Below are 22143 nucleotides of genomic sequence, written 5' to 3'. Positions count from 1 at the left end.
CCCAGCCTGTGAGCTGGGTTTTTTGTATTTGTCTGTCAGTTGTTTTGAATCGCTTACTTTTAGCGTTTGCTCTACAGGCGAGTATCTTCAGCAATCGTCACTTTGAGAGTCTTGTTTTCACCTTGGCGCAAGATGCCGACATCGATCACTGTACCTGGACGTAGATCGGTAACGATATCCATCACGCTCTGGCGACCATTTACCTGATTATTGTTGATGCTGACAATAATATCTTGAGCTTCAAAACCTGCATCCGCAGCCGGACCATTTGGATCGATACCCAACACAACAATCCCACCGATATTCTTAGTACCCAACATGCGAGAAGTGACTGAGTTGATGTCTTGCCCGTCGATGCCGATATAACCACGGATCACACGACCATCAGCGATGATCTTTTCCATGATTTTATTGGCAAGTGGGTAGGGGATAGCAAATGAAATACCGTAGGTTTCCATGTCGGTCGCTTGTTGGAAAGAGGCGGTATTGATGCCGACTAACTCACCCTGAGAGTTAACCAGAGCTCCACCAGAGTTGCCTTCATTGATCGCCGCATCAGTCTGAATAAAGGCTTGATGACCGTCAGCGCTGATCGAAGAGCGGCCAGTCGCGGAGATGATACCAAAGGTGGTGGTTTGACCTAGGTTATATGGGTTACCGATAGCCAGTACTACATCACCGACGTTGGCTTTGTAATTAGGGTTGAGTGGGATCACCGGTAGGTTATCACCGCTGACTCTCAGTATCGCGATATCGGTGCGCTTGTCTGAACCAACAAGTTGCGCTGCTGCTACTCGACCATCTTGAAGTGCGACAACAATTTGGTCAGCTTGAGCAACTACGTGGAAGTTGGTAATGATATAGCCTTTTTCGCTGACAATAACCCCCGAACCCAAACCTTGAGTCAGTAGTTTGTTACGATCACTTTCTGCGTATTTACGGCTGTAAATATTCACTACAGCAGGCGCAGCGCGGCGTACCGCTTGATTAAATGAAATCTGAAGAGAGCCAATATTATCGACTTTAGGGCTAGTCACATCTGCAACAATGGCTGGCCTTAGGCTAGGAAAGGCTAGAAGAATCAGCGCCGCTGAAACGAGTCCAAGGGAAATAGAACGAAATAGAAAGGACAGCATGTTTCCCTCTTCGACAGGTAAGGTGTTGAGCCTCCACGCATGGGTGACTAGTTTGAATTACTTGTGAAGCATAGCATTTTGATTCATCTAAATAAAAGGGAGACTGAGTAAGTTTAAAGTAAACTTACAAAGTCTCCCTGTGTTTGTGTCAGCGAAGTAGCTATCGAATTACGAGGTAGATGGTTCTATCGCCTCGCTGGATATTGAGTGCTAATACGCCTGGTTGTTTTTCAACAATCGCTCTAAATTCAGCGAGGTTCTTAACCGGCTGACGGTTTACTCCAATGATGATGTCATCTTTCAGAAGTTGATAAGCTTCCGCTGGTGAACCTTGAGCAACGCTGGATACTTTCACGCCTGTTGCAGGGTCATTGCTAGTGGTGTTGGTAAGCTCGGCGCCAGTTAGCCCTTCGTGAAGCTTCTCGGCTTTGGTTTTGCTATTGGTTGACTCACCCAGCGTTACATCGAAGGTTTTATTCTTACCATCGCGAACGACACCTAACTCGATCTCTTTGCCTGCACCGAGCGTTGCGACTTTTGCTCTTAACTCGCTGAAGGTATCGATGCGCTTACCATTAATAGAGACGATAATGTCACCCGCTTTTAATCCAGCGTCATCAGCGGCACTGTCTGGCACAACTTGGCTAACGAAGGCGCCTTTACTGGACTCGTAACCTAATGCCTCTGCAAGCTCTGAGGTGATCTCACCACCTTGAACGCCAAGCATGCCGCGTTTAACTTCACCGAAATCGATAATCTGTTCTGTTAGGTTTTTCATCATGTTGGATGGAATTGCAAAGCCGATACCGACATTACCTCCGTTAGGGCCAAGAATGGCTGTGTTGATACCAATCAGCTCGCCATTTAGGTTCACTAGCGCACCACCTGAGTTACCGCTGTTGATTGCGGCATCGGTTTGAATGAAGTTTTCGAAGTTTTCGAGGTTGAGGCCGCTTCGGCCAAGTGCAGAAACGATACCTGATGTCACGGTTTGGCCAAGTCCAAATGGGTTACCAATCGCCACAGTGAAATCACCGACTCTCAACTTATCGGAGTCTGCGAGTTTTATCTGAGTCAGGTTCTTGGCTTTTTCTAATTTTAAGAGGGCAATATCAGACATCTGGTCACCGCCGATAAGCTCAGCATCGTATTCTCGACCGTCATGAAGTCTTACTTTGATATCGTCAGCACCATCAATTACATGGTAGTTGGTGACGATATGGCCTTTCTTGGCGTCAATGATCACGCCAGAGCCTAACCCGCGAAATGGACGCTCACGAGTTTGTTCCGGGCCAAAAAAGAATTGGAATTGTTCAGGGATTTGCTGACGTTGTACCTGTTTGCCTTCAACGGCAATACTAACCACAGCGGGGGTCACTTGTTCAAGCATAGGTGCAAGGCTTGGTAATTGTTCATTACCTACACTTAATGGTAGTGCGGCGGTTGCTTGAATCGGGGTGATGATTGAACTTAAGCTTAAGGTCAGTACTGATAAAGCAAGCAAAGGTTTTTTCATCATAAACTCCTCTCTAGTTAAGGTCTTACCCCTCTCATTACGTGTGATACGTATGAGAAGTTTCAAATGACCTGAGTGAAAGTTATGACTCAAAAACCTTTGTAAAGTTCACCTAAGTGTTAAATGTTTATGATGCTTTTGCTGTGACTACATCTGGAGCATCAATGATTTCTTTCTTGTGTTCAGTAAACAAACCGGTTGCACCATTGGCGTAATCTTTAGGTTGCTCTTCCAGTGCTGCTTCTTTGGTTGCCGATTTTTCTTGTGGCTTTTCTGAATGGGCAGCCGCTGTCTTCACAAACGGGTTGTCTTGCTCTGGCAAATTAGGGATTAGCTCTGAGCTGGTTTTTTCCATGTGTTGGTACAGTTTTGTGTAGTCCTTACCTAAGGTGTCCAACATCTCTGCTGATTTCGCAAAGTGATCAGCCAGCTCTTGTCGCTGCTGCTCAAGGGCAAACTTTGCGCTATCCAATTCTTTCTGTACGTTCTTTTGCTTCTTGTATTCAGGTGTCATGAGACGAGAAATAGCGACCCCTAAAATAACTCCGACTAGTAAACCGGCAATGGCATACATCCAAGGCATAACAGCTCCTTATTATTGTTTTTTAACATGTTTGTTACTGCTTAGTTACACGTGCTACGGCTCCATGGTACTATGAGAAAGCCGCAGTATAAAGAGAAATGCATGTGCGCTACTTAGCAGTTTAATGCTGCATTATTCACCGCTTAATGTCACGTCTCTTACTGTTTGAACTTAATTTTATTCGCTGTCTGATATCGCTTTCATTGTGGAAATGTCGTCATGAATCCCGTCCAAAAATACGAACAAGATATAAAAGAGCATGGATTTCAAAGAGATCCAGCGCAAGAGCAAGCCGTAAAATCTTTAGATGAACTCTTTCATCAGTTCCAAGATTACGTAAATACTCCCATTCCTCAATTGACTCGATTCCAGAAATTGCTCGGTAAGAAGCCAGAGCTACCGACACCACCGAAAGGTCTCTACTTTTGGGGTGGCGTAGGGCGCGGTAAAACTTACCTTATGGATACGTTCTACGATGCCTTACCGACCACTAAAAAAATGCGAGTTCACTTTCACCGCTTTATGTATCGAGTACATGATGAATTGAAGGCGTTGGGCAATGTGAGTGATCCTCTGCCTTTGGTTGCTGATAAATTGAAGCAAGAGGCCGATATTATCTGTTTCGATGAGTTTTTCGTTTCTGATATCACCGATGCGATGATCTTAGGTACCTTATTCCAAGAGTTGTTCGCACGAAAGGTTATCTTGGTTGCAACCTCGAACATTCCGCCGGCTGACCTGTATCGTAATGGTCTGCAGCGTGCGCGTTTCTTACCCGCGATTAAGCTGATTCAAGACAACTGCCATATTCTCAATGTTGATAGCGGCATTGATTATCGTCTACGTACCCTAGAGCAGGCTGAGATATACCACTATCCACTCGATAGCCAAGCGAACATCAATCTTGAAAAGTACTACAACCAGCTGGTTGGGGAAGATAAAGAGAGACTCAAGCAAATTGAAGTGAATCATCGTCAGTTAGACGTTATTGAAGCAAGCGATGGTGTGTTGCATGGTACTTTTGCTCAGCTTTGTCAGTCGGCTCGAAGCCAGAATGATTATATTGAACTGTCGCGCGTTTACCACACGGTTCTCTTGGCTGATGTACTACAAATGGGCGCGACTTCCGATGACGCAGCAAGACGTTTTATCGCACTCGTGGACGAGTTCTATGAGCGCAATGTAAAGCTGATTATTTCTGCGGAAGTAGAGCTTGAAAATTTATATACCCATGGCCAGCTAGAGTTCGAATTTAAACGTTGTCAGTCGCGTTTAATTGAAATGCAGAGCCATGAATATTTAGCAAAAGAGCACTTGAGTTAGCTAGGATTATCTCGATTGAGAAGTAGAAATAAAAAAATCGTGATTTTGTTCAAAAAGAGGTGATTTTTTCTTCGCTCTTCTCTATAATCCTGCGACCTACCGTTACTGCGGGCCTCTAACGATGAGTTAAATCACGTTATGCCAAGAGTTTTCCAACACTCGAAGGGGTGATGAATGGTGACTCTTAGACAGTGGGAATACGCGAGTATTCCTTAAGTGTAAATTTTTTAAATAGGTAATTATTAGCATGAAAACTTTCGTTGCTAAACCAGAAACTGTAAAACGCGACTGGTATGTTGTAGACGCTGAAGGTAAAACTCTTGGTCGTCTAGCAAGTGAAATCGCTTCTCGCCTTCGTGGTAAGCACAAAGCAGAATACACTCCTCACGTAGACACTGGTGATTACATCATCGTTGTTAACGCTGAGAAAGTTGCTGTAACTGGTAACAAAGCTAAGGGTAAGGTTTACTACCGTCACTCTGAGTTCCCAGGTGGTCTTAAGTCTATCACTTTCGAAAAGCTGATCGACAAGAAACCAGAAATGGTTCTAGAACTAGCTGTTAAAGGTATGCTTCCACGTGGTCCTCTAGGCCGCGCTATGTACCGTAAGCTAAAAGTATACGCTGGTGCTGAGCACAACCATGTTGCTCAACAACCACAAGTACTAGACATCTAATTGGGGATTATGAAAATGGCAGAGAATCAATACTACGGCACTGGTCGTCGCAAAAGCTCAGCAGCTCGTGTTTTCATCAAACCAGGTTCTGGTGAGATCGTAATCAACAAGCGTAGCCTTGATGTTTACTTCGGTCGTCCAACTTCTCGTATGGTTGTTAAGCAACCTCTTGAGCTAGTTGAACTAACTGAGAAACTTGACCTTTACATCACTGTTTCTGGTGGTGGTATTTCTGGTCAAGCTGGCGCAATCCGCCACGGTATCACTCGCGCTCTTATGGAGTACGATGAAACTCTACGTCCTGCTCTACGTGCAGCTGGCTACGTTACTCGTGACGCTCGTTGCGTTGAACGTAAGAAAGTTGGTCTACGTAAAGCACGTCGTAAACCTCAATTCTCTAAGCGTTAATTTTTCTTTACGAAAAAGTACACGCTCCCAGTTTTATTACTGGAATTGTGGTTCAAAGCTCGGCTATATGCCGGGCTTTTTGTTTTTCTCCCCCCTGCTAAATGCTTTTCCCCTCTCGTTTTATTTCCAAATTCTTGTATTTTGAAAGCTTTTGTAACTCAATGTGCGCTTTGCCTCATGATTGTTACAAAAAGGTAGCTTTATCTTGTCAAAAAGTAGGGTTTTATTTATCATTTGCCGTCAATAAATAGAACTAAATACATATTTTGTTAGCCATGCTCTTTAATCGGAATAATTTCAATCCACAAGGAGCAAATGGGAGAATGTTTGGATGAGCAACGCGCCTTTAAATAACGGTCGCAGGCGTTTCTTAACCGCAACAACAGCCGTTGTTGGTGGTTTGGGAGCTGCTGCTGTAGCCGTGCCTTTTATTAAATCATGGAATCCGAGTGCCAAGGCGAAAGCTGCGGGTGCACCGGTGGAAGTGGAAGTCAGCAAGTTAGAACCGGGACAAATGGTTCGTGTCGAGTGGCAAGGTAAACCTGTATGGGTTGTACGTCGTGCTGAGTCGGTACTAGAAAACCTAAAATCTATCGGTGGTCAACTTCGTGATCCTCAATCTGAAGCTGAACAACAGCCAGAATACGCACAGAACGAATTCCGTTCAATTAAGCCGGAATTCTTCGTTGCTGTTGGTTTCTGTACGCACTTAGGTTGTTCTCCGACTTACCTACCTGATTCTTTCGCAGAACAAGTACAAGGTGTTAAGTCTGGTTTCTTCTGTCCGTGTCATGGTTCGAAATTTGATATGGCTGGTCGAGTATTCCAAGGCGTACCTGCACCATTGAACCTTGTTGTGCCAAAGCATATGTATTTAAGCGACACCAAGATCCTGATCGGTATTGACGAGGGAGATGCATAATGCAAGGACTACTAGACTGGGTTGAAAAACGTATACCCGCGATGAATGCTTACAAAAAGCACTTATCTGAATACCCAATGCCTAAGAACTTTAACTTTTGGTACCTTTTCGGTTCTTTGGCAATGTTGGTATTGGTTAACCAAATCCTTACGGGTATTTGGCTAACAATGAACTACGTACCGTCTGGTGAGGGTGCGTTTGCTTCTGTTGAATACATCATGCGTGATGTAGAATACGGTTGGCTACTACGTTACATGCACTCGACAGGTGCTTCGGCATTCTTCGTTGTCATCTACCTGCACATGTTCCGTGGTCTAATCTACGGTTCTTACCAAAAACCTCGTGAGCTACTTTGGATCTTCGGTATGTTGATCTTCTTAGTGCTTATGGCTGAGGCTTTCATGGGTTACCTACTACCATGGGGTCAAATGTCTTACTGGGGTGCTCAGGTAATCATTTCTCTGTTTGGTGCGATTCCTGTTATCGGTGATGACCTAACGCTTTGGATCCGTGGTGATTACATCATCTCTGGTGCAACGTTGAACCGTTTCTTCGCACTGCACGTTATCGCGCTACCAATCGTACTTCTGCTGCTTATCGTGCTTCACGTACTAGCGCTGCACGAAGTGGGTTCGAACAACCCAGACGGTATCGAGACTAAGCTTCCTAAAGGCACAATGGGCGACGACTACAAAACTCAGTTCCCATTCCATAAAGATTACACTAAGAAATACGACATCATTGACTCTATTCCTTTCCACCCATACGGGACAGTGAAAGATATGGTTGGTGTTGCTGGTTTCCTATTCTTCTTCTGTTATGTGCTGTTCTTTAACCCAGAGATGGGTGGTTTCTTCCTTGAGCCGCCAAACTTTGAAGCTGCGAACCCGCTGAAGACACCTGAGCACATTGCTCCTGTATGGTACTTCACGCCGTTCTACGCAATCCTACGTGCGGTTCCTGATAAGCTGCTAGGTGTTGTAGCAATGGGGGCATCGATTGTTGTGCTATTCCTACTGCCATGGTTCGACCGTTGTAAAGTGCGTTCTTACCGTTACCGTAGCAAACTGCATTTGATTAACATCATCCAATTCACAATAAGCTTTATTGCGCTTGGTGTACTTGGTGCGCTTCCAGCAACACCAACATACACGTTACTAGCTCAAATCTTTAGCTTAGGTTACTTCATGTTCTTCGTTCTGCTGTGGTTCTACAGTAAAAATGAAGCGACGAAACCATTACCAGAAAGGGTGACATTCAAATGAAAAAGTGGATTGTAATTTTATTTGCTATGTTGCCGTCACTGGCGATGGCAGCGGGTGCAAACGTACCATTAGACAAAGCGAACAATGACTTAACGGACAAAGCTTCATTGCAAAATGGCGCTAAGATGTTCATGAACTACTGTTTTGCTTGTCACTCAACGCAATACCAACGCTATGAGCGTGTTGCGAATGACTTAGAGATCCCAGTTGATCTAATGAAGGAAAACCTGATTTTCGACCCTGAAGCGAAAATTGGTGACCTAATGGTTAATGCGATGCCTTCTGAGCAAGCGGCAAGCTGGTTTGGTGCTCCGCCACCGGACCTAACTTTGGTTGCTCGTGTTCGTGGTGCTGACTGGCTATACACGTACCTTCGCACTTTCTACGAAGACCCGTCTCGTCCATTTGGCGTGAACAACATTGTTTTCCCAAGTGTTGGTATGCCACACGTTCTTGAAGAGCTGCAAGGTATCCCTACACCAATCTACGATACTCACATTGTAGATGGCGAAGAAGTAACAGTGGTTGTTGGTACTGAGACTGATGGCTCTGGTGAACTAAGTGCTGGTGAATACGATGAAGCGGTTCGCGACCTAGTTAACTTCCTAGTTTACTCGGGCGACCCTGTTCAACTTGAGCGTCATGCTCTAGGTTGGTGGGTAATGGCTTTCTTAGTAATCTTCACTATCATTGTGATTCTGCTGAAGAAAGAGTATTGGCGTGATGTGCACTAATTGTGCTATAATACCGTGCTAATTCCCAAATTATGTTAATGTTCAATGGAGGCTTTAGGCCTCCATTGTTTTTATTTAAAGTGTACTGGAGGGCTCCATGGCTGTAGCTGCCAATAAACGTTCTGTAATGACTCTTTTCTCAAGTGCTTCTGATATGTATAGCCATCAGGTGCGCATCGTTCTTGCTGAAAAAGGCGTAAGTGTTGAAGTTGAGTTGGTTGATGAAAAAAATCTTCCAGCAGAGCTTGTTGAACTGAACCCGTACAAATCAGTACCAACTCTTGTTGATCGTGAGCTTGCTCTTTACGACTCTAAGATCATCATGGAATACCTAGATGAGCGTTTTCCTCATCCACCATTGATGCCTGTATACCCGGTTGCTCGTGGTAATAGCCGTCTAATGATGTACCGTATTGAGCGCAACTGGTACTCAGTTGCAGAGAAGATCGTTAAAGGCAACGCTGAAGAATCTGAAGCGGCACGTACTAAACTACGTAACGATCTACTGACTCTAGCTCCTATCTTCGCAGAGTACGAGTACTTCATGAGCGAAGAATTCAGCCTAATCGATTGCTACCTTGCTCCGCTACTATGGCGTTTACCTGAGCTTGGTATCGAGCTAATTGGCCCGGGTTCTAAAGAACTTAAAGTTTACATGAACCGCGTATTTGAACGTGATTCATTCCTAGCTTCTTTAACGGAAGCTGAGCGCGAGATGCGACTAGTTCGCTAAGCGTTATGGATATCTCAAATATGACACCACGCCGACCATACATGCTTCGTGCATTCTATGATTGGCTGGTTGATAACGAATTGACTCCACACCTTGTAGTTGAAGCAACACTACCAGGCGTGCGAGTTCCAGAAGAGTTTGTTCAAGACGGTCAGATCATTCTGAACATCGCACCTCGTGCAGTTGGACAACTTGAGCTGGGTAACGAAGCTGTGACGTTTAGCGCTCGTTTTAGTGGTCGTCCTCACTCTGTGATCGTTCCACTTTATGCTGTACAAGCGATTTACGCTCGTGAGAATGGTGCAGGTACCATGTTTGAACCTGAAGAGGCTTACATGGAATCGTTCGAAGAAGGGATCGAAGAAAGTCCTTTCGAAGAGCCAGAAAAAGGCCCATCTTTGAGTGTTGCAACGGCGGAACCAGAAGCTGAAGAGCCAGACTCAGATCCTGAGCCACCTCGCCCGGCGAAAGGTCGTCCAAGCCTTCGTGTTATCAAATAACGTTAGTTATAAGTAACGACTCAATAAAAAGCAGCGACTCATCGCTGCTTTTTTCTTTTCTGTTACCTGCTGATTTCTTTGCAGTTTTAGCTTAATCGCTAGTTAACGGCAGTCTCTTCTTCACCATATTCAAATGCTCGGATTACCTGCTTCACACCGGAAATGTTGCGTGCAACTTCCGTCGCGATATCTGCGTGTTCACGAGATACTAAGCCCAGTAAGAATACTTCTGAATCTTCAGTGATGACTTTCACCTTAATGCCGTTCAGCTCAGAGTTAGCCAGCAGAGCCGATTTCACTTTCGTGGTAATCCAGCTGTCTTTGCTGATAGCGCTAACAGAGAGAGGCTCTTTCACGCGAATCTGATTGTGAATCGTGTCGACGCCAGGTACATCTTTCGCTTGGCTCTCAAAAGAGCGGCGTTCAGCATCTGTTGTTGCTTGGCCCATTAATACCACCGAGCCGCGGTAAGAGCTTGCCGTGACACGAACGCTACCACGGTATGGCTGTTTGTTAGTGATGGCTGCGACTTCAAATTCGATATTGTTGTCGTTCCAAATCTCTTTAGTGGTTCGCGTGTCAGTGACAATGTTTGCAGTGGTTGCTGCACCAGCAATGAAAATGCCAGCACAACCAGACAAAGATAGTGTAAGTAGCGAAACACTAATCAGCTTCAATAGCGTCTTAGAGGTAAATGATTTCATTGTGATGCTCCGTATATCACTCTTCGTGAGCAGGGAAGAGTACTTGATCGATTAGGTCACATAGGCAGTGTAGTGTCACCATGTGCACTTCATGAATGCGCGCTGTGCGGTGTGACGGGATACGAATTTCTACATCGTGCTCACCAAGCAAACCTGCCATTTCACCACCATCTTTACCGGTAAAGGCGATGATAGTCATGTCACGAGTTACCGCTGCTTCCATCGCTTTAATGATGTTCTTGCTGTTACCGCTAGTCGAGATAGCCAGTAAAATATCACCCGTTTGACCAAACGCACGCACCTGTTTAGAGAAGATCTCTTCGTAGTGGTAGTCGTTTGCAACCGCAGTAAGCGTGGTGTTATCAGCGGTAAGGGCCATTGCTGGTAGGCTAGGGCGCTCGGTTTCAAAACGGTTAAGCAGGCATGATACAAATTGCTGAGCGTTTGATGCGGATCCACCATTACCACAACATAGGATTTTGTTTCCGTTGAGCAAGGTAGCAACCATAGCTTGAGCGGCGTGCGTGATTGCATCTGGTAGTGCTTCTGCAGCCGCAATTTGGATTTGAATACTTTCTGTAAAACTTTCTTTAATGCTGTCTAGCATGTTTATCCTTGGGTAATCGCGTTTTGAATCCAGTTGATATGATCATCTGGCCCTTCAATGGCAATGATATCAAACCTGAAATCTGTGGAATGTACCGACAAGCCCTGCTGCATCAGCCACACTTGGGCTGTTTTGAGTAGCCTTTGTGACTTCTTCGCTGTCACCATCTCAGCGGCATGTCCGTAGCGAGTTTGCTTACGGTATTTTACCTCGGCAAACACAATCGTATTGTTATGGCGCATTATAAGATCAATCTCGCCACATTTTGCTATGAAGTTTTGTTGAATTAACGATAAACCGTGGCGGGTCAAATAGGCCTTTGCCACGGCCTCGTATTGATCACCCACTTGTTTATGGGTGACCTTTGCTTTGGACAAGAACGTTCGGCTAAAAAGCCCCATGCTCTGCCCAGCTGATTTCACGTTGTACAACACAGTTGTTGTCGATGGTTAACACACCAGTTTCACCCGGAATACTGTAACCCTGTACGGCTTTCATCTGTGGTAGCGCATCCATTAGGTAGTATGCATCCATACCTAGCGCTTGTAGACGTTTCTGGCCGTTTGAATGTGCTGGCCATAGTTCGTTAAGCTCTTTGTTCAGCTCACCTTTGTTTTCAACTAGCAGTGGGATATCGCTGTAGAATACACCTGTTAGGTCCTCATACTGCTTGTCGCCGCTATTACTGCGTGAGTTAGAGAACAGAGCAGGCTGGCTAGCATCTGGGTTGATCGCAACTTCAATGAAAGGCTTGATCAGCGTTAGCTCGGAGTTCTTCGCCACGATGTAGACAGAATCGATATCACGACGACTACGTGGCTCGGTTTCTAGGTCTAGGTCAAGTAGGTTATCCATTTGCGCGATGCGTTGTTGGCTCTCTTGTAGACCGAATACTTGATTCACGTTGCGTTGAAGTTGGCGTTTGTCCGAGAAGAAGCTGATTGCCACATCGTTATTGCTGTATTTCTTCCACTCTTCTTTAAACGCTTGCTCAACACGATCGCCAAGGCGTCCCTTCGGAGCCAGAATCAGTGGGTATTTGTAGCCTTGAGCAAACAGGTGTTTCGCTGCTTGGGCAACCTCTTGCTCAGGAGATAGAGCGAGGTAACAAATATTGGTGTCAGGTTCTAGCTGAGTCGGAATATTCAGAGCTAAAGCTGGAATCGAGTTCTCGTGATTTTTCTGCGCTTGCTGAAGCTTAGTGATGTTGCTCTTAATCAGTGGGCCAACGATGAAATCAACATTGTTCTCTTCAAGTGTCGCTTTAATTTCAGCGGCACTTTGAACATTGGTGTCCATAACCGTCAGCGTTGCATCTTCTTCGCGCTCTTTGTCATTCATCATCGCAAAGATGAAACCATCACGTACCAGTTGTGCTTGCTTACCATATTTACCCGTTAGCGGCAGTAGCAATGCAGTGCTGGTTGGCTTGCTGATCTCTAAGGCTAAGATGTCAGTGATCGCTTGCGGTGTATAAGTAGCAGCAGGGTGCTGAGGATTCTCGGCTAACCAATCAGACAGGGTTTCCTGTAGGTTTGGCAGGTTCGAGTTGAGTGTCTTCATATAAATAGCGAGCTGTAACCAACCAGCTAAAACGTCTTCCGTCGGTGACGTTTTCAGTTCCAGAATCTCATATTGAGAGTAGCTATTTAGATTTTGCCAAATTCGATCTGCAGCTTGTTGTTGGATCTCGTCGTTATCTTTCGCGTACTCAGAATAAAGAACAAGTTCACGACTCGCTTCGAAATACTCGCTTCGCATCTCTGAAATATTCGCACGCAGCTCGTGGTAATCTTTCCACTGCTCGTTTGGCAGTTTCCACCAAGGCTGGAAGTTCAGTTGGCTGTACGCTTGATCCGGCTGTGAGTTATTCACTAACAGTTGAGCTCGAGCGAGTTGCCATTCTGCTTGCTGAACTTCAGTGAGCTCTTGTTTTGCTAAGCGTTTGATAAGCAGTGTCGCTTGGTCGGTTTTACCAGCTTGCACAGAAGCTTTAAGCGCCATGATCAACCAGTCGTTTTGTAGGCTTCCTTTGCTACTGTCCGCTTGCATCATGTAACTTTCAGTGGATTGCACTGGATCTAGTGTAATATCTACGCTTGTTGGTGCTTGCGGACCTGAAGAACAAGCCGCCAATGTAATTGCTAATGCAATTGGAGTTAGTAAGCGTGGTACACTGAGTCTCTTATGGTTCATCGTTGCCATGAGTTCTTTAAATTCCGTATAAATTTGTATCTATATTAATCGTTGAAGTGATGGTAAACAAATGACAGATAACAAAACCTTGCTCACAGAGAGCCCAACTCTCTACATTGTGCCAACCCCAATCGGAAATTTGGGAGATATCACTCAAAGAGCAATTGAAATCTTATCAAGTGTCGATGTTATTGCAGCCGAAGACACACGCCACACGGGTAAGCTGCTTGCTCACTTCAATATATCAACCAGAACGTTCGCTTTACATGATCATAATGAACAAACTAAAGCTCAAGTTCTAGTCGAAAAGTTATTAGAAGGTCAGTCTATCGCATTAGTCTCTGATGCGGGTACACCTTTAATCAGTGACCCAGGTTACCATCTTGTATCACAATGTCGTCAAGCGGGTGTGAGAGTTGTGCCACTTCCAGGTGCATGTGCGGTGATTACCGCGTTAAGTGCGTCAGGTTTACCGTCGGATCGCTTTAGCTTTGAAGGCTTCTTACCACCTAAGAGTAAAGGTCGTAAAGATAAGTTTCTAGAGATCGCAAAAGCAGAGCGCACGTGCATCTTCTACGAATCACCGCACCGTATTTCTGACTCTCTTCAAGATATGCTTGAGATTTTAGGTCCTGACCGTGAAGTTGTGTTGGCGCGTGAGTTAACTAAGACTTTCGAAACTATTCAAGGCCTGCCTCTTGGTGAACTGATTGATTGGATTGAAGAGGACGCAAACCGTAAGCGCGGCGAGATGGTTCTTTTGATTCATGGCCACCGTGAAGAAGCGAGCACAGAACTACCAGATGAAGCGACTCGCACGCTGGGAATTCTGACCAAAGAACTACCTCTTAAAAAAGCGGCGGCAATGACAGCAGAAATCTACAACCTGAAAAAGAACGCGCTGTACAAATGGGGCCTAGAGCACTTGGATGGCTAATGCTTCTGTAGTGATTTAACGCTGATACAGATAAAAGAGCCCGCAATGAGCCTCTTTTATCTGTATCTCTCATCACAGCACTCGAATCCGCTTCTAGTTCTTAGCTCTTTTTTCATCTCGAATCTCGCCACTCGCATCCGTTCTTTAGGTCAATTCCCCATCAGTTAATCATTGGTTTGCACCATATTTGTGATCTCGCTAGACACTGCACACTAATCTCTATACAATCCGCCCTCGGAGTTGAACGGGTAATCGCTGCTTTGCTGATGTCCTTCGGGAGACTGACGTTGAGGTCCTTCGGGAAACTGACGTTGAAGTCCTTCGGGAGACTGGCAGAGGGGAGGAACGTCCGGGCTCCATAGAGCAGGGTGCCAGATAACGTCTGGGGGGCGCGAGCCCACGACAAGTGCAGCAGAGAGAAGACCGCCGATGGCCTCATTTCTTCGGAAGGGGCACAGGTAAGGCTGAAAGGGTGCGGTAAGAGCGCACCGTGCGACTGGTAACAGTTCGTAGCAAGGTAAACTCCACCCGGAGCAAGATCAAATAGGCCCTCACATTGCGTTGCTCGCGTATGGGGGCGGGTAGATTGCTTGAGCCTGTGAGCGATTGCAGGCCTAGACGAATGGTTACCGCCGCGCAAGCGGAACAGAACCCGGCGTATGTGTCAACTCCACCCATTTTAAGAACCCATCATTACTTAACGGTAGTGATGGGTTTTTTGCTTTATATTGACGTAAATTATTTAGATTTCCTTAAAATCCGTCATCTTGGTATGAGCTTGGGTCAAAAATTCCCAAAGCCTGTACACAATATGGTGGAGATACAGCGTGAAATCAGTACACTAAAACGTTAACAGAACAAATTATTGCCGAACTAATGGCTCAATCCACTCACTGAGAAGACTATGACAGAAGCATTCAAACATATTTCAGTATTGCTTAACGAATCTATTGACGGACTTGCGATCAAACCTGACGGTACCTACATCGATGGTACTTTTGGCCGTGGTGGTCACAGCCGTACAATCCTGTCTAAACTGGGCGAGAATGGACGACTATTTAGTATCGACCGCGATCCACAAGCGATTGCAGAAGCACAAAAAATTGATGATCCTCGCTTTACTATCATCCACGGTCCATTCTCAGGCATGGCTGAATACGCAGAGCGTTATGATTTAGTGGGTAAGGTTGACGGTGTTCTGCTGGATTTAGGTGTTTCTTCTCCGCAACTTGATGACGCTGAACGTGGCTTTAGTTTCATGAAAGATGGCCCGCTGGATATGCGTATGGACCCAACTTCGGGCATCCCGGTATCTCAGTGGTTACTAGAAGCAGATCTTGATGACATCACTTGGGTGATTCGTGAGTTCGGTGAAGACAAGCACGCTCGTCGTATCGCGAAAGGCATCATTGCTTATCAAGAAAACGAAGAGAATGAGCCGCTAACTCGCACTGGTCAGTTAGCTAAGCTTATCTCTGATGTAGCACCAAAAAGCTTCAAAGAGAAAAAGCACCCAGCAACGCGTGCTTTCCAAGCATTCCGTATCTACATTAACAGTGAACTGGAAGAGATCGATACGGCACTAAAAGGCGCAGCAAGCATTCTTGCTCCAGAAGGTCGCCTGTCTGTTATTAGCTTCCACTCACTTGAAGACCGTATGGTGAAGCGCTTTATTCGTAAAGAGAGCCAAGGCCCGCAAGTACCTCACGGCCTTCCGTTAACGGAAGAGCAGATCAAAGCACTAGGCAGTGCTGATCTTAAGCCTGTCGGTAAAGCGATCAAACCATCGAAAGGCGAAGTGGATGAGAACACTCGTTCACGTAGCTCAGTATTACGAATCGCAGAAAAGCTATAGTCAATGAAGACCTCCAAGCCGAACTTAGCCAAGATAATATTTTTTGATTTGCTCTCCGTGGGTAAAGTCCCATTGGTGCTGCTTATCTGTATCTTCGCGAGCGCGATGGGGGTCGTTCTCACGACACACATGTCACGTCAGGCAATCACGCAAAAAGACATGGCATTGAGTGAGCGTGAACAGCTTGATAATGAATGGCGAAATTTAATGCTTGAAGAGACGGCTCTGGCTGAACATAGTCGCGTTCAAGCATCGGCAAAACGAGAGCTAGACATGAAACGTCCAGACTCCGACAAAGAAGTTGTGATCACACTGAAATGACCGGAAAAAAGGAAAAAGCACCCGCGAAAGCCGTTAAGAAACCAACGAAAGAGCGAGTGAAGAGCGAAAAGGACTCGGATCCAATTCTGATTAAATGGCGTTTCAACGTCGTTATTGCTTTTGTGTTGGTTGCCTTTTCTGTACTAGTAGGTCGTGTGGCTTACATCCAAGTTATTGAACCAGATAACTTAATTCGTCAGGGTGATCTTCGTTCTGTACGTGTTAAGGCTATTCCTTCTGCCCGCGGTATTATTTCAGACCGCAATGGCGAACCACTTGCTGTGAGTGTGCCTGTTGAAGCGGTATGGGCTGACCCGAAAACCATCTTCGATAAAAATGGCATGGCCCAAATTGATCGTTGGTATGCGCTAGCTGATGTACTCGGCTTAGATCGACAATCGATGATCAACAAAATCTCCAGCGACAAATCTCGTCGTTTTATCTACCTACAAAGACAAGTTAGCCCAGCAATGGCGAAATACATCCGCGACTTAAAGTTGGTGGGTATTGGTCTTAAAGCAGAATCTCGTCGTTATTACCCAGCCGGTGAAGTCAGCGCGCATCTGATAGGTGTGACCGGAATTGATGGACACGGTCTAGAAGGTGTCGAGCGCAGCTACGATAAGTGGCTAACGGGTGAAGCTGGTAAACGTACAATCCGTAAAGACCGATACGGGCGAGTGGTTGAAAACATTGCACTAGAAGAGCGTGAAGAAGGTAAACCACTCGAATTAACCATCGATCAGCGCTTACAAGCTATCGCTTATCGAGCGATTAAACAGGCGGTAGCCGATCACAAAGCGACGTCTGGCTCTGCTATCTTATTAGACGTAAAAACGGGGGCGGTTTTGGCCATGGTCAACGCGCCGTCTTACAACCCAAACAATCGTGCTGACTTACAAAGCTTTAAGATGCGTAACCGCGTGATCACCGATGCTTTTGAACCAGGTTCGACGGTTAAGCCTTTTGTCGTGCTAGCCGCTCTCGAAAATGGCACGGCAGATGCTGATACTGTTATTGATACGGGGAACGGCATCATGCAAATCGGTGGTAGCCGTGTACGTGATACTTCCAAGGTTGGTAAGGCAGACTTGGCGTTAATCCTTAAGAAATCGAGTAACATCGGTGTGGCGAAATTAGCACTGGATATGCCGCTGGAAGCGCTACTGGGTATGTACAGTTCAGTTGGTCTTGGTGAGATGTCTGGGCTGAACCTAGTCGGTGAAACCGCCGGTATTTTCCCGAACCGCCGACGCTGGTCTAAGTTTGAAATTGCGACCTTATCCTTTGGTTATGGCCTAGCGATTACTCCACTTCAATTGGCTCATGCCTATGCGACGCTAGCGAATCACGGTGTTTACGAACCTATTCATATTGTTAAAAGCAACGACCAAGATTTCTCAAAACAGATCATCAAGCGCGAAAATGCTGAGTTGGTTTTGAACATGTTAGAAGGCGTAACCCAAAAGGGCGGTACAGCGACAAGAGCTGCCGTGCCGGGTTACCGAGTAGCAGCAAAAACAGGTACATCTAGAAAAGCAATTTCCGGTGGTTATGGAGACGAGTACTTCGCCTATACCGCTGGTGTTGCTCCAGTCAGTGATCCAAGAGTCTCTTTGGTTGTGATGATCAATGAACCTCAAGGTGACCTCTACTATGGTGGCTCGGTTGCAGCCCCTGTTTTTTCTGAAATCATGAAGGGCGCACTGCAAATTCTGAATGTCCCTGCTGATGAAAACAAGTTTCAAGAATAGAGCTAATCAGGATTCAATATGAGTAATAGCCTCACGCTGTCATCTTTACTTTCTCCTTGGGGAGATTTTAGTGCTCCCGAGTTAGCGTCGATTGCGGTTGAGCAATTGGAGCTCGACAGTCGTGCCATCAAGGACGGTGATATCTTTGTTGCCATTGTAGGGCATGCTGTCGATGGTCGTCGTTTTATCGATAAAGCCGTAGCTCAGGGTGCAAAGGCGGTTATTGCACAAGCAAGCGACGATAAAGCGCACGGCTTGGTTGAATGGCTTAATGAAGTGCCGGTGGTTTATGTATCAGAGCTAAATTTAATTCTCTCTGAATTGGCAGGTCGAGTTTACTCTTCTCAAGCAACCAAGCTTATTGGCGTTACTGGCACTAATGGCAAAACCACCATCACTCAATTGATTGCTCAGTGGCTAGACCTAGTGGGTCAACGTTCTGCGGTAATGGGCACCACAGGTAACGGTTTTCTAGATAATCTTAAAACGGCGGCTAATACGACTGGTAGTGCGATTGAAATACAACGCACACTGAGTGAGTTGTCTGAAGAAAACGCCGTTTATACCGCGATGGAAATCTCTTCTCATGGTTTGGTTCAAGGCCGAGTTAAGGCGTTGGACTTTGAGGTCGGTGTATTTACCAATCTGAGTCGTGACCACTTGGATTATCACGGTACGATGGAAGAGTATGCACTGGCTAAGAAGAGCTTGTTTACTCAACACAAGTGTAAGCACGCTGTGATTAATGTGGACGATGAAGTTGGCAAAGCTTGGATGGCAGATCTGTCCAATGCAGTAGCCGTTTCATTACTTCCGTTATCTGGTTACCAGCAGTCAGTATGGGCATCGGATGTGGCTTATGCAGAGACAGGTATCAAACTCGCTTTTGATGGTAGCTGGGGGCAGGGACAACTATCTGTTCCTTTAATTGGCCAGTTCAACGCATCAAATGTCTTGGTTGCTTTCGCGACACTACTTTCGCTAGGCATCGACAAGCAAACCTTGATCGACACAGCACCTCAACTACAACCAGTTATTGGTCGCATGGAATTGTTCCAAGTACCAAACAAAGCAAAAGTAGTGGTCGATTACGCGCATACACCAGACGCACTAGAGAAAGCACTAGCAGCACTGCGAGTTCACTGCTCAGGAAAGCTATGGGCAATCTTTGGCTGTGGTGGTGATCGAGATACTGGCAAGCGTCCAATGATGGCGGTGACCGCAGAGCAGTTCGCCGACAACATTATTATTTCAGATGACAATCCTCGCAGCGAAGATCCTGCATTGATTGTTAAAGACATGCTGGCCGGCTTAAGTGAGCCTGAAGCCGCCTTTGTTGAACACGATCGCTATCAGGCGGTTAAGTTTGCTTTAGAGCAGGCGGGTAATAACGACATTATTCTTCTGGCAGGTAAAGGCCATGAGGATTACCAAGTACTGAAAGACAAAACGATCCACTATTCGGATCGAGAGTCTGCGCTACAACTTTTAGGTATTTCATAATGATTGATGTATCACTCGAGCAGATCTGCTCAGCGGTGAACGGTCAGCTGATAGAGGCTGGCAAATCGAACAATAGTTTGATCAATGCGGTTTCTACCGACACTCGCACTGTTGAAGAAGGTGCGTTGTTTGTTGCTCTCGTTGGTGAACGTTTTGATGCGCATGATTTTTGCGGTCAGGCTGTTGAGGCCAATGCGAGTGCGTTATTAGTCGAACGAAAACTTGACCTAAATATTACTCAAGTTGTTGTTGAAGACACTAAACTTGCTTTAGGTCAGCTAAGTGCTTGGATTCACGAGCAATGTAATGTTCCAACTATGGCGATTACAGGCAGCTGCGGCAAGACAACTGTAAAAGAGATGGTTGCGAGCATTTTGCAGCAACGTGGCAAGGTGCTGTTTACAGCAGGCAACTTCAATAATGATATTGGGGTACCGTTAACCCTGCTACGCAGTGAGTCAAGCGACGACTACGCAGTGATCGAACTAGGCGCCAATCACATCGGTGAAATTGCTTATACCACCCAGCTTGTTAAACCACAGGTTGCGTTGGTGAACAATGTCGCGGCGGCGCACTTAGAAGGTTTTGGTTCTATTGATGGTGTGAAGCAAGCGAAAGGCGAAATTTTCCAGGGGCTTGCTACTGGTGATACTGCTATTGTTAACCTAGAGAGTAATGGTGGTGACTTCTGGAAGGATGTGCTAGCAGATAAAAGCGTACTGACCTTTTCTGAAAGTAATGACACGGCAGATTACTTTGCGACGAATATTCGCATCAATGAGCAGGGTGAAGCTTGCTTTGATATGCAGACTCCGCAAGGTGCCATTGATGTCGAACTTGGCATTATTGGTCAGCACAATGTGGCAAACGCATTAGCGGCAGCGGCACTGAGCATTCAATTCGGTGCCACGCTTGAAGAAATTAAAAGCGGTTTAGCGAATCTTATCTCTGTGAAAGGCCGAGTTGAGGTTCAACAATTAAGTCAGAATATCAAGCTGATAGATGACAGTTACAACGCCAGCGTACCGGCAATGAAGGCGGCAGCTAAATTGTTGTCGAGCTTCAAAGGTCAGCGTTGGTTGATTTTAGGCAATATGGCTGAATTAGGCGATGAAAGCCTTGCACTTCACCGTCAAGTCGGTGAATATGCTGCCCCATTCGCTTTTGAGCATATACTCACTTACGGTGATGATACCAAGGTGATTAGTGAAGTGTGTAACGGCACTCACTTTGCAACGCATGAAGCGATGATCGCGCACATAGAGCAGCACTTGAGCTTGCTAGATAACGCGCCACAAACCTTGTTGGTAAAAGGCGCCAATAGTGCAGGAATGAGTAAAATAGCCGCTGCTTTAAAGGAGAACTTTTCATGATAATTTGGCTTGCAGAGCTACTACAGCCACACTTTTCTTTTTTCCGTTTGTTCGAATACTTATCGTTTCGTGCAATCGCGAGCATTTTGACGGCTTTATGTCTGTCGCTGTGGATGGGACCTCGTTTAATTGAGCGTCTGCAAATGCTGCAAATTGGCCAAGTTGTTCGTAACGACGGCCCAGAGTCTCACTTTAGTAAGCGTGGCACACCAACTATGGGTGGTGTGATGATCCTTGCTGCGATCATTATTACAGTCTTGCTTTGGGCTGACTTATCAAACCCTTACGTTTGGGCGGTGCTTGTCGTGCTAGGCGGTTACGGTGCAGTTGGTTTTGTTGATGATTATCGTAAAGTTGTTCGTAAGAACACTGATGGTCTGATTGCTCGTTGGAAGTACTTCTGGCAGTCGGCGATTGCTTTGGTTGTGGCGTTTGCTCTGTACGCTCACGGACAAGACACTGCAGCAACACAATTAGTGGTGCCTTTCTTTAAAGATGTGATGCCACAACTTGGTTTACTGTACATTGTTCTAACTTACTTTGTTATTGTGGGTACCAGTAACGCCGTAAACCTAACGGACGGCCTTGATGGCTTGGCGATTATGCCAACGGTTATGGTTGCAGCGGGTTTTGCTGTTATCGCTTGGGCGACAGGTAACGTTAACTTCGCAGCCTACCTACACATTCCATACATCCCATACACCTCTGAACTGGTTGTGGTATGTACTGCTATCGTTGGTGCTGGTCTTGGTTTCCTATGGTTCAACACTTACCCAGCTCAAGTATTCATGGGCGATGTTGGCTCTTTAGCACTGGGTGGTGCGTTAGGTGTGATTGCGGTACTTGTTCGTCAAGAGTTGGTATTAGTGATCATGGGTGGTGTGTTTGTAATGGAGACCTTGTCAGTAATCCTGCAAGTTGGCTCTTACAAACTACGTGGCCAACGTATTTTCCGTATGGCACCGATTCACCACCACTATGAGCTTAAAGGCTGGCCGGAACCACGTGTTATCGTGCGCTTTTGGATCATCTCAATGGTGTTGGTACTGATTGGTTTAGCGACACTGAAAGTTCGTTAATCCTATGTGAGCCTCTGT

General features: G+C 45.9%; 22 protein-coding genes and 1 other RNA gene. 16 read left to right on the top strand and 7 right to left on the bottom strand.

Annotated elements, in window-relative coordinates; genetic code table 11:
- Positions 1–71 precede the first annotated feature (71 nt).
- From degS to zapG, 3 genes are all read right to left on the bottom strand, one after another.
- The gene (gene degS / locus BCT81_RS01615; protein ID WP_102423067.1) at positions 72–1136 is read right to left on the bottom strand and encodes an outer membrane-stress sensor serine endopeptidase DegS; all 1065 of its coding nucleotides are present in this window, start codon (positions 1134–1136) and stop codon (positions 72–74) included.
- A gap of 160 nt (positions 1137–1296) precedes the next feature.
- A complete protein-coding gene (locus tag BCT81_RS01610) occupies positions 1297–2652 on the bottom strand; it encodes a DegQ family serine endoprotease (protein ID WP_102423066.1) in 1356 nt (451 codons plus the stop codon).
- A 127-nt stretch (positions 2653–2779) separates the two neighbouring features.
- Positions 2780–3235: a Z-ring associated protein ZapG gene (gene zapG, locus BCT81_RS01605; protein WP_061033389.1), complete on the bottom strand. Its 456-nt coding sequence runs from the start codon at positions 3233–3235 to the stop codon at positions 2780–2782.
- A 219-nt stretch (positions 3236–3454) separates the two neighbouring features.
- Between zapG and zapE the strand changes: the two genes are divergently transcribed.
- From zapE to sspB, 8 genes are all read left to right on the top strand, one after another.
- A complete protein-coding gene (gene zapE, locus BCT81_RS01600) occupies positions 3455–4558 on the top strand; it encodes a cell division protein ZapE (RefSeq protein WP_061033388.1) in 1104 nt (367 codons plus the stop codon).
- A gap of 247 nt (positions 4559–4805) precedes the next feature.
- A complete protein-coding gene (gene rplM, locus BCT81_RS01595; protein ID WP_004740759.1) occupies positions 4806–5234 on the top strand; it encodes a 50S ribosomal protein L13 in 429 nt (142 codons plus the stop codon).
- A 15-nt stretch (positions 5235–5249) separates the two neighbouring features.
- Positions 5250–5642, top strand: coding sequence for a 30S ribosomal protein S9 (rpsI, locus tag BCT81_RS01590; RefSeq protein ID WP_004740758.1), 393 nt, complete (start codon positions 5250–5252; stop codon positions 5640–5642).
- 331 nt (positions 5643–5973) lie between these two features.
- Positions 5974–6564, top strand: a complete 591-nt coding sequence (gene petA / locus BCT81_RS01585; RefSeq protein ID WP_004740757.1) for a ubiquinol-cytochrome c reductase iron-sulfur subunit — start codon at positions 5974–5976, stop codon at positions 6562–6564.
- Positions 6564–7829 carry a cytochrome bc complex cytochrome b subunit gene (locus BCT81_RS01580; RefSeq protein WP_008223666.1) on the top strand — a complete coding sequence of 422 codons (1266 nt, stop codon included), beginning with the start codon at positions 6564–6566 and terminating at the stop codon, positions 7827–7829. The genes petA and BCT81_RS01580 overlap by 1 nt, the downstream gene beginning before the upstream one ends.
- Positions 7826–8563: a cytochrome c1 gene (locus BCT81_RS01575; protein WP_061033387.1), complete on the top strand. Its 738-nt coding sequence runs from the start codon at positions 7826–7828 to the stop codon at positions 8561–8563. Before BCT81_RS01580 ends, BCT81_RS01575 begins: the two co-directional genes overlap by 4 nt.
- A 97-nt stretch (positions 8564–8660) precedes the next feature.
- Positions 8661–9296, top strand: coding sequence for a stringent starvation protein SspA (sspA, locus tag BCT81_RS01570; RefSeq protein ID WP_004740754.1), 636 nt, complete (start codon positions 8661–8663; stop codon positions 9294–9296).
- A gap of 5 nt (positions 9297–9301) precedes the next feature.
- A complete protein-coding gene (gene sspB / locus BCT81_RS01565; protein WP_170222453.1) occupies positions 9302–9796 on the top strand; it encodes a ClpXP protease specificity-enhancing factor in 495 nt (164 codons plus the stop codon).
- Positions 9797–9894: 98 nt separating this feature from the next.
- Here sspB and BCT81_RS01560 read toward each other — a convergent pair whose 3' ends face one another.
- From BCT81_RS01560 to BCT81_RS01545, 4 genes are read right to left on the bottom strand one after another with little or no spacing between them, the layout of a single operon-like run.
- Positions 9895–10500 carry a BON domain-containing protein gene (locus BCT81_RS01560; protein WP_061033385.1) on the bottom strand — a complete coding sequence of 202 codons (606 nt, stop codon included), beginning with the start codon at positions 10498–10500 and terminating at the stop codon, positions 9895–9897.
- A gap of 16 nt (positions 10501–10516) precedes the next feature.
- Positions 10517–11107 carry a phosphoheptose isomerase gene (locus BCT81_RS01555; protein ID WP_004729817.1) on the bottom strand — a complete coding sequence of 197 codons (591 nt, stop codon included), beginning with the start codon at positions 11105–11107 and terminating at the stop codon, positions 10517–10519.
- Between the two features lie 2 nt (positions 11108–11109).
- Complete coding sequence (locus BCT81_RS01550; RefSeq protein ID WP_102423064.1) at positions 11110–11508, bottom strand: YraN family protein; 399 nt, start codon at positions 11506–11508, stop codon at positions 11110–11112.
- Positions 11495–13312 carry a penicillin-binding protein activator gene (locus BCT81_RS01545; protein WP_061033383.1) on the bottom strand — a complete coding sequence of 606 codons (1818 nt, stop codon included), beginning with the start codon at positions 13310–13312 and terminating at the stop codon, positions 11495–11497. The genes BCT81_RS01550 and BCT81_RS01545 overlap by 14 nt, the downstream gene beginning before the upstream one ends.
- A 61-nt stretch (positions 13313–13373) precedes the next feature.
- On the opposite strand from BCT81_RS01545, the gene rsmI reads away from it, so the two are divergent.
- From rsmI to mraY, 8 genes are all read left to right on the top strand, one after another.
- Positions 13374–14240, top strand: a complete 867-nt coding sequence (gene rsmI / locus BCT81_RS01540) for a 16S rRNA (cytidine(1402)-2'-O)-methyltransferase (RefSeq protein ID WP_004740748.1) — start codon at positions 13374–13376, stop codon at positions 14238–14240.
- Positions 14241–14476: 236 nt separating this feature from the next.
- Positions 14477–14916, top strand: an RNA gene (gene rnpB / locus BCT81_RS01535) — RNase P RNA component class A.
- 228 nt (positions 14917–15144) lie between these two features.
- On the top strand, positions 15145–16095 hold the full coding sequence (gene rsmH / locus BCT81_RS01530; RefSeq protein ID WP_008223680.1) for a 16S rRNA (cytosine(1402)-N(4))-methyltransferase RsmH: 951 nt from the start codon (positions 15145–15147) through the stop codon (positions 16093–16095).
- 3 nt (positions 16096–16098) lie between these two features.
- Entirely contained in the window at positions 16099–16416 is a 318-nt protein-coding gene (gene ftsL / locus BCT81_RS01525; protein ID WP_102423063.1) for a cell division protein FtsL, read from the top strand.
- A complete protein-coding gene (locus tag BCT81_RS01520) occupies positions 16413–18170 on the top strand; it encodes a peptidoglycan glycosyltransferase FtsI (RefSeq protein WP_008223684.1) in 1758 nt (585 codons plus the stop codon). Before ftsL ends, BCT81_RS01520 begins: the two co-directional genes overlap by 4 nt.
- A gap of 18 nt (positions 18171–18188) precedes the next feature.
- Positions 18189–19673 (top strand): UDP-N-acetylmuramoyl-L-alanyl-D-glutamate--2,6-diaminopimelate ligase, encoded by a 1485-nt coding sequence (gene murE / locus BCT81_RS01515; RefSeq protein ID WP_102423062.1) that lies wholly within the window; start codon positions 18189–18191, stop codon positions 19671–19673.
- Positions 19673–21046, top strand: a complete 1374-nt coding sequence (murF, locus tag BCT81_RS01510; RefSeq protein WP_102423061.1) for a UDP-N-acetylmuramoyl-tripeptide--D-alanyl-D-alanine ligase — start codon at positions 19673–19675, stop codon at positions 21044–21046. Before murE ends, murF begins: the two co-directional genes overlap by 1 nt.
- A complete protein-coding gene (gene mraY, locus BCT81_RS01505) occupies positions 21043–22125 on the top strand; it encodes a phospho-N-acetylmuramoyl-pentapeptide-transferase (RefSeq protein WP_008223690.1) in 1083 nt (360 codons plus the stop codon). The genes murF and mraY overlap by 4 nt, the downstream gene beginning before the upstream one ends.
- Positions 22126–22143 lie beyond the last annotated feature (18 nt).

The sequence above is a fragment of the Vibrio sp. 10N.261.52.A1 genome (assembly GCF_002876325.1).
Lineage (GTDB): Bacteria > Pseudomonadota > Gammaproteobacteria > Enterobacterales > Vibrionaceae > Vibrio > Vibrio chagasii.
The sequence above is the reverse complement of the archived record's forward strand: the minus strand, read 5'-3'. Positions and strand labels throughout refer to the sequence as shown.